Origin of the sequence: Paenirhodobacter ferrireducens, from assembly GCF_004022265.1 — a bacterium.
Classification (GTDB): Bacteria; Pseudomonadota; Alphaproteobacteria; order Rhodobacterales; family Rhodobacteraceae; genus Rhodobacter; species Rhodobacter ferrireducens.
In genome coordinates this window covers 26600-37809 of sequence record NZ_SAVB01000032.1, presented here as the reverse complement: position 1 = coordinate 37809, position 11210 = coordinate 26600, and the positions used below count along the sequence as shown (strand labels likewise).

Sequence of the window (11210 nt, the reverse complement as noted above, 5' to 3'; positions counted from 1 at the left end):
TGCTCGCCGCAATCCCAGCCAGCGCATCGCCAGACCGATCCGGCGTCGCCGCCGCCATCACCGCCGCCAGCGTCGCAAAGCCAAACCGCTCTCCCCGTGCAACCGACTGATATCCCATCACCGCCTCACAGGTTGCGCAGATGCGTGGGCCACTCCGGATGGCCGGTGATCTGCCGGAACCGCATCAGCTTCCACACCCCATATTTATGGAAGTCGAAGTCGAGGCGCGAGACTTTCAGTTGCACCATCGACCACAGCGCCCATTTCACATCCGCCAGCGCCTTGTGCACGATGACGCGGGCGACGATGTCGCGCCGGACCTCGCCGAAATAGTCCTCGATCAGCTCGAGTTCCTGTTCCGGCGGAAAGAACATCTCGCCGAACCAGATGCCGAGATCATAGCAGCGATCGTTCATCGAGGCATATTCGTAGTCGATCAGCATCACCGAACCATCGGGGCCGATCATGAAATTGCCGGGCATCGGATCGTTGAAGGAGGGCACGAGATCGAGCCCCGACGCCTCGAGCGCCTGCCGCGCAAGACCGGCGTTGAACATCACCCAGGCCTCGTCGCGGTAATGCGGTGCGCCCAGCGCGGCCACCTGCGCGGCATGCTCGTCGATCATGTCGAAGACCGTCTTCGTCAGGTCCAGCGCCGGCATCGCGTGCATCCTGCGATAGGCCGCGATCGCCGCGCGCCGCTTCGCCGGATCGGCGAAGTCACTGTGTGTCGAGGGCCGTCGGTCGGGCAGGAAATCATTGATCTCGATGCCCCGGTGCGCGAGATCCTCATAGACCCGGGGCCCAAGCCCCGCTGCCGCCGCCTTGCGCGCGGCATCGAAGGCCGCAACGCGGTCGATGAACATCTCGGTGCCGTTGCCCGGCACCTTCACGAACCAGTCGCCGGTGCCATCGGTGGCGGTGACACGCCAGTTCTCGTTCGAGATCCCGCCCGAGACCGGGCCATAGACCATCCCCTGCCCACCGCGGAACAGCGGCGCCTCTAGGATGACGGCCTCGATCGTCTCTTCCATCGGCGTTGCCGCCGTGCCCAGAGATTTCATCATGCCTGCCCCCTGACAATGCGGATCTTTTCCTCGAACCCCGGATGGTTCAGCGCAAGGCGCAGCCGCATCAGCCGCCATTCGCCGTATTTCTGCCATTCGACGCCGCCGCGCGCCGAGCGATGCGCCTGCAGCCGCGACCACAGCCCGTGCAGCATGTCGTCGACGAAGGACCACAGCCGCGCGCGGGCGAAGGCCACCGCGTCGAAGTGGCCGAGATAGGCGACGAAGCCGGGGATCATGTCGGTCTCGAAATCGGTGAGCTCAGCCAGCAGCGCGCCGACCTCGTAGAGCGGATCCATCATCCCGGCCCGGTCGAAGTCGACAAGCTGCACCCCACCGGACCCGACGAGGAGGTTCGAGGCCGCGCCGTCGTTGCGGCAGGGCGCCAGCACTGCATCTTCCATCATCGGCTCGCACAGCGCGAGAACCGCGCGCAGCCAGCCGGTATCGGCAGGCAACGGCGCCCCGATCGCGGCGAAACCCGCAATCAGCCGGTCGATCTCGGCGAAGGGGTCGAAACGATGTGCAAGCGGGGCCGTCGCCTGCAGGGCCCGCAGCGCCGCCATCGCAGCCGCCACCACGGCCGGGTCCTGCAGCACCGCCTGATTGGCGGTGCGCCAGCCCGCGGCGGGCAGAAGTGCCGTCATCACGATCGCCCCGGCGCCGGCATCCGACCACAGGACCTCCGGCCCGACGCCGATCTCGCCTGCGGCCCGGGCGAGGCTCATCGCCGCCGGCAGATCGAAGCCCGCCCGCATCTCGGGGTGGATGACCTTGACGAAGACCGGCCCCGGGCGCGCATCGACGATGACCGAGGCGCTTTCGAGGGCCTTGTAGCTTGGTGAGGCGAGCGGCCCCGGACCGGGCGCGACCGGCGCCCCCCCGGGCAGGCCCGCGGCCCGGCAGGCGGCGGCCAGATCGTCGGAGGTGACGAGCGCCCCGGTCATGCGTTTGCCCCCACCGCCTTGTCGAGATCGCCCCCCGCCTGATCGACGCGCCGCACGATGTCGACGAAGACGTCACAGCCAGCCGCCAGATCCTCGGGCGAGGTGTATTCGTCGTTGCGGTGGATCACCCCGTTGACCGAGGGCACCGCGATGACGATCGCCGGCAGGATCGCGTTCACCGCGACCGCATCATGGCCGCCGACGGTGTCGAGCTCGATCCGCGGATAGCCGAAGGCATCCGCGGCCTGTTCGGTCAGCTTCACCAGCCGCGGATCGAACCGGCCCGCCGGGCGCTCGTCGATCGCCGCGATCTCGGCGCTGACCTGCGCCTGTGCCGCCAGCCCGGGAAGGGCCTTGCGCAGCTCGCCGAGCGACCAGTCGAGCATCGCCTGCTCGGGCGAGCGCAGCTCGGCGAAGAGGATCGCCTTGCCGGGCACGATGTTGGGCGAGTTCGGCGAGATGTCGACCCGCGCCACCGAGGTGTAAAGCGTGTCGGCCGCGGTCTCGGCCAGCTCGCGCACCTTGGCGATGATATAGGCCGCGCCAAGGACAGCGTCCTTGCGCTCTTCCATCGGGGTCGGGCCGGTGTGGTTCTGCTCGCCGGTGACCTCGATGCGGACCTTGTAGGCACCCCAATGGCGGGCATAGGGGGCGATGCGGGCGCCGGCCTGTTCCATCTTCGAATCCCCCTCGATGTGGATTTCCAGATAGAGGTCGGGCTTCGGCATCACGCCGGTGCCGTTGAACCCGGTGCGGACCAGCTCCTCGCCCACGCTCTTGCCGTCGCGGTCGCGCCGTTCGAGCGCCCAGTCGCGCTCGACCAGCCCCGCCCAGACCGAGGAGCCGAGCAGCGAGGGCTGGAACCGCGCCCCCTCCTCGTTCATCCAGTCGGCGACGACATAGTTGCATTTCGGCGCGATGCCCTGCGCCGCGGCGCTCGCGCGCCAGCTTTCGACAGCCGCTAGCGCCGCCATCACGCCATAGGCGCCGTCGAAGCGGCCGCCCTTCGGCTGGCTGTCGAGATGCGAGCCCAGCATGACCAGCGGCGCGTCCGGCCCGGCCAGGTCGATGCGGCCGAACAGGTTGCCGATGTCGTCGATCACCACGGTATAGCCGCGCGCCGTCAGTTCCGAGATGAACCAGTCGCGCGCCGCCTTGTGGGCATCGGTCAGCACCGGACGGTCGACCCCGCCATCCCCGGTCGAGCCGAATTCGGAGACCTTCTCCATCAGGGTTTGAAAAAGGCCCGCGTCGATCTGCGCGAGGTCAAGGGTGTCAGACATCGGATTGCTCCATCGGTTCATCGGAAGTCACGGAAGGGTCGGGCACGAGGAAACAGGCGGCAAGCGCCTGCCTCCCGCGGGTGCGCAGCGCCGGGTTCTCGGCACGGCAGCGGGTGGTGACGCTCGGGCAGCGCGAGGCGAAGGCGCAGCCCGGCGGCAGGTCGATCGGGCTGGGCGGTTCGCCGTCGAGCAGGCAGTCCTCGGGCCGGTAGCGGCGCGGTTCGAGCGTCGGCGCGGCGGACAGCAGCGCCCGGGTGTAGGGGTGACCCGGCTCGAAGAACAGCCGCTCGCTCGGGGCCACCTCGACGGTCTCGCCCAGATACATCACCGCGATGCGGGAACAGACCTGCCGCACCATCGTCATGTCATGCGAGATGAAGATATAGGTGAAGCCGTGCTGCGCCTGCAGCCGCTCGAACAGATCCAGCAACTTGCCCTGCTCGGTCTGGTCGAGCGCCGAGAGCGTCTCGTCCATGATCAGCAGCCGCGGTTCGAGGATCATCGCGCGGGCGACGTTGAGGCGCTGGCGCTGGCCCGCCGAAAGCCCGGTCGGCAGGCTTTCATAGATGTCGGCGGGAAGCCCCACCTCGCTCATCACCGCGCGGGCGCGTTCGCGCCGCTCGGCGGCGGTGCCGATGCGGTGGATCTTCAGCGGTTCCTCGAGGATCGCGCCGATCGCGCTTTGCGGCGGCAGCGAGCCATAGGGATCTTGCAGCACCAGCTGGAACTTGCGGCGCAGCTCGCGCAGGCGTGCCGGGCTGGCAGCGCCGACATTCTCGCCCTCGAACAGGATCGTGCCGCCATCGGGGCGTTCGAGCCCGGTCAGCAACCGCATCAGCGAGGACTTGCCGCAGCCGGATTCGCCCACGATGCCGAAATTGTCGCCGGGGAAGACGTCGAAGGTGACATCGCGCACCGCCTGCACCAGCGCCTTGCCGCTCTTGCCGCGGGTCTCGTAGGCCTTCGAGACACCGTTGACCGACATGATCGCGCGCTGGTCGCGCTTTTGCCGCTCGTCGCGCCCCTCGGGGCCGCCCTGCCACAGCGTCGGCAGCTCCGCGATCAGGGCGCGGGTATAGCCATGTCCGGGCCGGGTGACGAGCGCCGCGGGCGCCTGACGCTCCACCACCCGGCCCTGATGCAGCACCATCACCTCGTCCGAGGCATCGCAGGCCACCGGCAGCGAGGAGCAGATGAACAGGATCGCGGTCGAGAACTCGGCGTTGAGCTCGCGCATCAGCTTGAGGATCTGCGCCGCCACCGTGACATCGAGCGGCTGTGTGATGTTGTCGGCGATCAGCAGCGCCGGGTCCGAGATCAACGCATCGACGATCATCGCGCGTTGCATCATGCCGCCCGAATACTGGAACGGGTATTCGTGGAAGCGCCGCTCGGCCGCGGGGATGCGCACCGCCGACAGCAGCCGGATCGCCTTGTCCTTCGCCTCGGCGGGGGTGATCTCGGGGCGCACGGCGCGCAGCTTCTCGACCAGCTGGGCGCCCACCGTCATCGTCGGGTCGAGCGCGCCGGCCGGGTTGCCGCCGACATAGGCGATCTCGCGCCCGGCCAGACTGCGCGCATGGGCGGGATCGGCCAGCAGGTCGCGGCCGCGAAACAGCACCTCGCCCCCCGTTACCGTGAGCGGCGCCGACAGCCAGCTGGCGATGGTGCGGGCGAGCACCGTCTTGCCGGACCCGCTTTCGCCGATCACCGACAGGATCTGGCGCGGCGCCAGATCGAAGGAGATCCGGTCGAGGATCGGGCGCAGCGCGCCGCCCTCCCCCTCTGCCGCGACCGATAGATCGCGCACCGACAGCAACACCTCGTTCCGGACCATGTCGAGCGACATCTCACGCACCTCCGTAGATCGCGTTGCGGGCGCGTTCGAGCGCGGCGCCCATCAGGTTGATGCTGGTCAGCGTCAGCACCAGGAACACGCCGGGCATGGTGGCGATCCACCAGGCGTTCATCAGGTATTTCCGGCCGTCGGCGATGATGTTGCCGAAGGTGGGGGTGGGCGGCTGCACGCCGAGGCCGAGGAAACCGAGCACGCTTTCGAAGATCATCATCCGCGCGATGTCGAGCACTGCGACGAAGCACATCGGCGGCAGCACCAGCGGCAGGATCAGGGTGAACATGATCCTGAGGTCCGTGGCACCCAGCACCATCGCGCCGCGCACGTATTCCTTCTTGCGCTCGGCCATCACCGTCGAGCGCATGACCCGCGCATAGACCGGCCAGCCCGCGAGGCCGAGCACGACGATGATCGCCGGGATCGTCGGACGCGAGACGCCGAGAATGGTGATCGCGAGGATGATCATCGGGATCGACAGCTGTGCATCGGTGAGCCGCATCAGCACGGTGTCCACCCGACCGCCGTAATAGCCGGCAAACAGCCCGACCATCGCGCCGATCATCACCATCAGGACCGTGGTCGAGATGCCGATCAGCAGCGAATAGCGCAGCCCGACGAGCGCCCGCGCCAGCATGTCGCGGCCCAGCTGGTCGGTGCCGAGCGGATGCGCCCAGCTCCAGCCCTCGCCAAGGAAGAGCGGCGGCAGAAGCTTTTCGCGGATCGCCATCTTCAGCGGGTCGATGCCGCTCAGCCACGGGTAGAACAGCGTGGCCAGCAGCAGCACGGTGAAGACGACAAGGCCGATGCGGAATTCGACCGAGGAGAGCGCGAGATGCCAGATCCGGGCGGAGACGGTCTTTTCCCGGGCGGCGGCGCGGGGCGGGGTGATGTCGATGCTGCTCATCAGTAGTCGAGCCTCGGGTCGATGGTCGTCGCCAGCAGGTCGACGACGATGTTGATGAGGACGAAGGCCGCGGCGGTGACGACGGCGATGCCCTGAATCAGCGGAAAGTCGCGCTGCATCACGGCATTGATCGTCAACAGGCCAAGCCCGGGATAGTCGAAGATGAATTCGATCACGAGAACGCCGCCCAGCAGCATCGAAAACTGCACGCCAAGCAGGTTCAGAAGCGGCACCGCCGAGTTTTTCATCGCGTGGCGGAAGATGATCTGGTTGCGGGTCAACCCGCGCACCCGGGCGATGTCGATGAAGTTCTGCCCCATCACCCCGGCCACCGAGACCGAGAGGTTGCGGATGATGAAGGGCGCGATCTCGAGCGCCAGCACGAAGGCCGGCAGGATCGTGTAGGCAAAGCCCTTGTAGCCGATCGCCGGCAGCAGGTTCAGCTTCACCGAGAGCAGCAGCGCCAGCACGATGCCCAGCCAGAAATTCGGCAGGCTGACCAGAACCGAGGACAGATACAGCGCCAGCCGGTCCGGCAACCGCCCCGGGTTGAGCCCGCCCCAGACCCCGATCGGCACCGCGATGATCAGCGCGAAGACCATCGCCAGCAGGGCAAGCTGGATCGTCTTCGGCGCGGTCTGCGCGATCAGGTCAAGCACCTTGGCGCGCTCGGAGCGGGTGCTGTCGTCGAAACTCGCGCCGCCGACCGCCGCGCCGTTCGCCGGGCGCACGAAGCTTTGCCCCAGATCGCCTTGCAGCACGCCACCGACATAGCGGCCGAACTGCTCGTAGATCGGGTCGCGCAGGCCCATCTCGGTCGCGATCTGCTCGATCAGCGCCTCGGGCGCCATGCCGCCCGCCATCAGCCGCACCGGATCGCCGGGGACGATGCGCAGCAAGGTGAAGATCAGCGCCGAGACCAGGAAGACGATGATCGCCCCCTGGAAGAGCCGGCGCACGAGGAAACGGAGAATGGGCATCGACTGCTCCGGGCTTCGTGGCTGTCGGGAAAACCGGGGCCGCCTGCGCGGCCCCGGCAGGGATCAACCGAGCGTGGTCTTCGAGGCGTCGCTCAGCCCGTCGGGGTAGATGAACAGATCCTGCACATCGGCGCGCATGCCGTGGATCAGCACCGAGGTGAACAGGCTCAGCGCCGGAACCTTGTCGGCGAGCATCGGCATCAGGTTCGTCTGCAGCGATGTCTTGCGCGCCTCGAGCGAGGGGGCGTTGCGCTCGGCATCGAGCGCGGCGTCGATCTCGGGGTCCTCGATGCCGCAGATCCGCTTCGAACTCGAATGGAAATGCGTGCGCAGCACCAGGTCGGGCTCGGGCGAGCCGGTCGACCAGCCGCAGTCGACCATGTGGCCCGGGCCGCCGCCGGGACGGTCATAGAGGCGCTCGTTCCAGGCCGCGACCTCCATCACGTTCAGCGTCACCGGGAAGCCCTGTTCCTGCAGCATCGCGGCGATCACCTCGCCATATTCCTTGGTCTTCGGATAGAAGCCGGTCGAGGTGATGTATTCGAGTTCCGGCAGGCCCTTGCCGCCCGGGAAGCCCGCCTCGGCCAGCAGGCGCTGGCATTCGTCGGGGTCGTATTTCGGATAGTTCGGCAGGTCGACATAGCCGAACTTGATCGGCGAGATGAAGTTCGACGAGGCATGTCCGGCCGAGCCCATCACTTCCATGATCATGTCGCGGTCGATCGCATGGGCCGCCGCCTTGCGCAGGCGCGGATCGTTGAATGGCGGTTTCGAGCAGCGGAACCACAGATATTTGTTCTCGACCGAGACGAGGCGCGAGAGCTTGATGCTCTTTTCCTTTTCCAGCGTCTCGACCTGTTCCGGTTCAAGCCGCTCGATGACGTCGGCCTGGCCGTTCATCAGCGACAGCATCCGCGTGGTGGCATCGCCGACGAAGGAGAAGGTGACGCCCGCGATCTTCGGCGCGCCCTTGAAATAGCCCGGGAAGGCCTCCATCACCGTATCGTTGCCGCGCTGTTCGACGAACTTGAACGGCCCGGTGCCGTTCAGCCGCTGCGTCAGTGCGCCCTTCGGCCCCTCGGCCACGTCCTTGGCCGACAGGATCGGCAGATAGGAGGCGAGGAAGATGAACAGCGAGGCGCCGTAGCCCCCCTTCGAGGTGTCGACGATGACGGTGTAGTCATCGGGCGTGGTGATCTCGAAGCTGCCGGTCGGGCCGGGATAGACCTGCTTCGGGCGATCGGGCTGCGCACCATAGTCGAAGGTCGCTTTCACGTCCTCGGCGGTGAAGGGCTTGCCGTCATGGAAGGTAACGCCCTCGCGCAGCTTGATCTCGAGGTGATGCGCGTCGATCTCGCGGATCGAGGTGGCGAGTTCGTAGATCACCTCGTCGGGGTTTTCGGGGCGCATCGGGGCCCGGGTCAGGAAGCCCATGACGAAGCCCTCGATGTTCGACTGCGACAGCGTCGTGTGCGAGGTCGGGTCCCAGTTGCCGGTGATGTTCTCGGCCGAAAGGAAGGTCAGCGGCCGCATGTCGGCAGCGCGGGCCGAGCTGAAGAGGAAGTCGGGATTGATCCGGGGCGCGGCGAAGGCCGCCCCCACCATGGCGCCGTACCGAAGGAACTGTCGTCTGTCCATGCTGTCAGTCTCCTGTTGGGTCTTGTGGTTTTTGTGTGTTTTTCGGTCTTGTCGTCTTGGGTTGGCGTGATCGTCACGCCGCCTGTGTCGCGCGCAGCCCGGCCAGCCGGTCGAGCATTCCCGCATGCAGTTCCGGGGTGGCCGAGGCCAGCACATCGCCGCGCGAGGAGGTGCTCAGCTCGCCCCCCTCCCAATCGGTGATGACGCCCCCCGCGCCGCGCACCACCTGCACCACCGGCAGGTAGTCATAGGGTTCGAGGCCGGTCTCGAGCACGAGATCGCACCAGCCCGAGGCAAGCAGCGCATAATTGTAGCAATCGCCGCCGAAGCGGATCATCCGCACCGTCTCGCGCAGCATCTCGAACACCAGCGCCTTCGCGCCGGAGAACAGCAACGGGTCGGTGGTATAGGCAAAGGCCTCGGCCAGATCCTTGCGCCCGCTGGTATGGCACGGCACGCCGTTCAGCGTGGTCTGCTCGCCGCGCAGCCCGCACCAGCGCTCGCCCGTCACCGGCATGTTGATCATGCCAAGGCAGGGCTCGCCATTCTCGAGCAGCGCCATCAGCCCACCGAAGAGCGGATGGCCAGTGACGAAGCTTTTCGTGCCGTCGATCGGATCGACCACCCAGACATGCGGCCGGTCGAGGTTCACCGGCCCCTCTTCCTCGCCATAGATGCCATGATCGGGATAGGCGGCGCCGATCCGGGCACGCACGAAGGCCTCGATGCCGCGATCGGCCACGGTCACCGGGCTGTCGTCCGCCTTATGCTCGACGGCCAGCGGATGGCGGAAATGCTCCCGCGCGATCCTGCCCGCCTCGTCGACGGTCTCATTGGCGAAATGCAGCGCCTCTGTCAGGTTCAGCATGATCGGGTGCCTCTTCAGTTCTTGTGGAATCATTCGGTCTTGCCGGCAGCCTGCAGGACGGCCGCCGCGCAAAACCACAAAAATCACAACGGAAAGCACGCAAAACCATAAATTGACTATTCTATCTGCGAGATTCCCTTCATTTTGCCAAATAAATACGCAAAAAACACGATCATCGACACATCCGTCCACATAAACGCAAATTCAATGACGCCCCGCGAGGCACATGCTACAGATCACGAAACGGAGGGGAGCAGCGATGTGGGCTCATGAACGGAAGTCGAAGATCCTCGAGATCCTCGGGCGCGACGGCAAGGTCTATACCAACACCCTTGCACAGCTCTTCGACGTCTCGCGCGAGACGGTGCGGCGCGACCTGCTCGAGATGGAGGAGGACGGCGATATCCTGCGCGTGCATGGCGGAGCGATGCAGCGCCGGCCCGACATCACCCCGGAACCCGCCTTCCACGAGCGGCGCGGGGTGCAATCCGAATTCAAGGCGGCGATCGGCAGTTGCGCCTGCGATCTGATCCCGCCGGGCTCGACCCTGTTCATCGACGCAGGCACGACGACACTTGCCTTCGCGCAGGAGCTGGCGCGCCGCGGCAACATGCGCATCATCACCAATGCGCTGGAGATTGCCCGGATCACCGCCCCGGTCGACAGCTGCGACACACTGCTTCTGGGCGGACGGCCGCACAGCGACGTCCCCGCGACCTATGGCGAGATGACGCTTGCCGAGATCGACCGCTTCCTCGCCGATTTCGCAGTGATCTCGCCGGTCGGCATGCACCCGACCCGCGGCGCGACGGATTATGAGATCCACGAGGCAGAGGTGGCGCGCACGATGATGCGCCGCGCCCGCGCCTGCATCATGCTGTGCCATGCCGACAAGATCGGCATCGAAAGTCGGGTGACGATCTGCCGCCCCGACGAGATCGACCATCTGGTGACCGATAGCCGTGCGCCCGTCGACCTGACGCTGCTGCGCGGCACGGTGCATTATGCCCGCCCCCCCGCCTGACAGCCGGCAGACCGCACGGCCGGGCCGGCTTGACCGGGGGCGGCCGTGCGGGACGGGGCGCAGGGGGAGCGCGGCGGGTGGCGCCGGCACCACTCCCGGTCACGGCGCCGATTGAACCGCGCCAGGTTTGCCGGAGGCTGATTGGGGTTAGTTACGCGGCTGCTGTGACCCCCGATAGTTCCTCCAGTTGATGCTAGAATCCGACCCAATAGAAGGATCGGACCATGAAGCCATCGAAGTTCAACGAAGCCCAGATCATCGGCATCCTGAAAGAGGCCGAGGCGGGGGCAAAGACCGCTGATCTCTGCCGTCGGCACGGGATCAGCACCTCGGCTTTTTACGCCTGGAAAGCGAAGTTTGGGGGCATGGAGGTCTCGGACGCGAAGCGGCTGAAGGCGCTCGAGGAGTGAGCCCGTGAACGCCACCGGTTCGAGAGAACGGGCGAACAACGCCAAGTTGAAGCGCCTGTTGGCAGATGCCCTGCTCGACCAGGCCGCGTTGAAGGATCTCCTCAGCCGAAAGTGGTAACGCCCGCCGCCAGGCGCGAAGCCGTCGTGATCCTCGTGGAGGTCCACGAGATGAGCGAACGACGTTGAGCACCTCCCCATCGTTTGGACAGTTTCCGGGATGATTGAAGCGACTCT

Annotated in this window: 9 protein-coding genes and 1 pseudogene; 2 read left to right on the top strand and 8 right to left on the bottom strand. The window is 66.6% G+C overall.

Annotated features, from left to right (window positions below):
- Positions 1-125: 125 nt before the first annotated feature.
- The 8 genes from EOW65_RS19020 to EOW65_RS18985 all read right to left on the bottom strand — a co-directional run bounded on the left by EOW65_RS19020 (position 126) and on the right by EOW65_RS18985 (position 9542).
- Positions 126-1067, bottom strand: a complete 942-nt coding sequence (locus EOW65_RS19020; RefSeq protein WP_206364104.1) for a choline kinase family protein — start codon at positions 1065-1067, stop codon at positions 126-128.
- Entirely contained in the window at positions 1064-2014 is a 951-nt protein-coding gene (locus EOW65_RS19015) for a phosphotransferase (protein WP_128152146.1), read from the bottom strand. The genes EOW65_RS19020 and EOW65_RS19015 overlap by 4 nt, the downstream gene beginning before the upstream one ends.
- Positions 2011-3297, bottom strand: a complete 1287-nt coding sequence (locus tag EOW65_RS19010) for a Zn-dependent hydrolase (protein ID WP_128152144.1) — start codon at positions 3295-3297, stop codon at positions 2011-2013. The genes EOW65_RS19015 and EOW65_RS19010 overlap by 4 nt, the downstream gene beginning before the upstream one ends.
- Positions 3290-5146 carry an ABC transporter ATP-binding protein gene (locus EOW65_RS19005; RefSeq protein ID WP_128152142.1) on the bottom strand — a complete coding sequence of 619 codons (1857 nt, stop codon included), beginning with the start codon at positions 5144-5146 and terminating at the stop codon, positions 3290-3292. The genes EOW65_RS19010 and EOW65_RS19005 overlap by 8 nt, the downstream gene beginning before the upstream one ends.
- A 1-nt stretch (position 5147) precedes the next feature.
- Positions 5148-6056: an ABC transporter permease gene (locus tag EOW65_RS19000; RefSeq protein WP_128152140.1), complete on the bottom strand. Its 909-nt coding sequence runs from the start codon at positions 6054-6056 to the stop codon at positions 5148-5150.
- The gene (locus EOW65_RS18995; protein WP_128152138.1) at positions 6056-7036 is read right to left on the bottom strand and encodes an ABC transporter permease; all 981 of its coding nucleotides are present in this window, start codon (positions 7034-7036) and stop codon (positions 6056-6058) included. Before EOW65_RS18995 ends, EOW65_RS19000 begins: the two co-directional genes overlap by 1 nt.
- A 63-nt stretch (positions 7037-7099) precedes the next feature.
- Positions 7100-8674: an ABC transporter substrate-binding protein gene (locus EOW65_RS18990; RefSeq protein ID WP_128152136.1), complete on the bottom strand. Its 1575-nt coding sequence runs from the start codon at positions 8672-8674 to the stop codon at positions 7100-7102.
- A gap of 73 nt (positions 8675-8747) precedes the next feature.
- Complete coding sequence (locus EOW65_RS18985; RefSeq protein ID WP_128152134.1) at positions 8748-9542, bottom strand: inositol monophosphatase family protein; 795 nt, start codon at positions 9540-9542, stop codon at positions 8748-8750.
- A 259-nt stretch (positions 9543-9801) separates the two neighbouring features.
- Between EOW65_RS18985 and EOW65_RS18980 the strand changes: the two genes are divergently transcribed.
- The gene (locus EOW65_RS18980) at positions 9802-10566 is read left to right on the top strand and encodes a DeoR/GlpR family DNA-binding transcription regulator (RefSeq protein ID WP_113902139.1); all 765 of its coding nucleotides are present in this window, start codon (positions 9802-9804) and stop codon (positions 10564-10566) included.
- Between the two features lie 224 nt (positions 10567-10790).
- Positions 10791-11159: pseudogene (locus EOW65_RS18975) on the top strand (transposase); the annotation flags it as partial.
- Positions 11160-11210: the final 51 nt, after the last annotated feature.

Bases quoted from the DNA above. Each gene is read 5' to 3' on its own strand.
- EOW65_RS19005 (WP_128152142.1), bottom strand. From the start codon at position 5,146: ATGTCGCTCGACATGGTCCGGAACGAGGTGTTGCTGTCGGTGCGCGAT.
- EOW65_RS19020 (WP_206364104.1), bottom strand. From the start codon at position 1,067: ATGATGAAATCTCTGGGCACGGCGGCAACGCCGATGGAAGAGACGATC.
- EOW65_RS18985 (WP_128152134.1), bottom strand. From the start codon at position 9,542: ATGCTGAACCTGACAGAGGCGCTGCATTTCGCCAATGAGACCGTCGAC.
- EOW65_RS19000 (WP_128152140.1), bottom strand. From the start codon at position 6,056: ATGAGCAGCATCGACATCACCCCGCCCCGCGCCGCCGCCCGGGAAAAG.
- EOW65_RS19015 (WP_128152146.1), bottom strand. From the start codon at position 2,014: ATGACCGGGGCGCTCGTCACCTCCGACGATCTGGCCGCCGCCTGCCGG.
- EOW65_RS19010 (WP_128152144.1), bottom strand. From the start codon at position 3,297: ATGTCTGACACCCTTGACCTCGCGCAGATCGACGCGGGCCTTTTTCAA.
- EOW65_RS18995 (WP_128152138.1), bottom strand. From the start codon at position 7,036: ATGCCCATTCTCCGTTTCCTCGTGCGCCGGCTCTTCCAGGGGGCGATC.
- EOW65_RS18990 (WP_128152136.1), bottom strand. From the start codon at position 8,674: ATGGACAGACGACAGTTCCTTCGGTACGGCGCCATGGTGGGGGCGGCC.
- EOW65_RS18980 (WP_113902139.1), top strand. From the start codon at position 9,802: ATGTGGGCTCATGAACGGAAGTCGAAGATCCTCGAGATCCTCGGGCGC.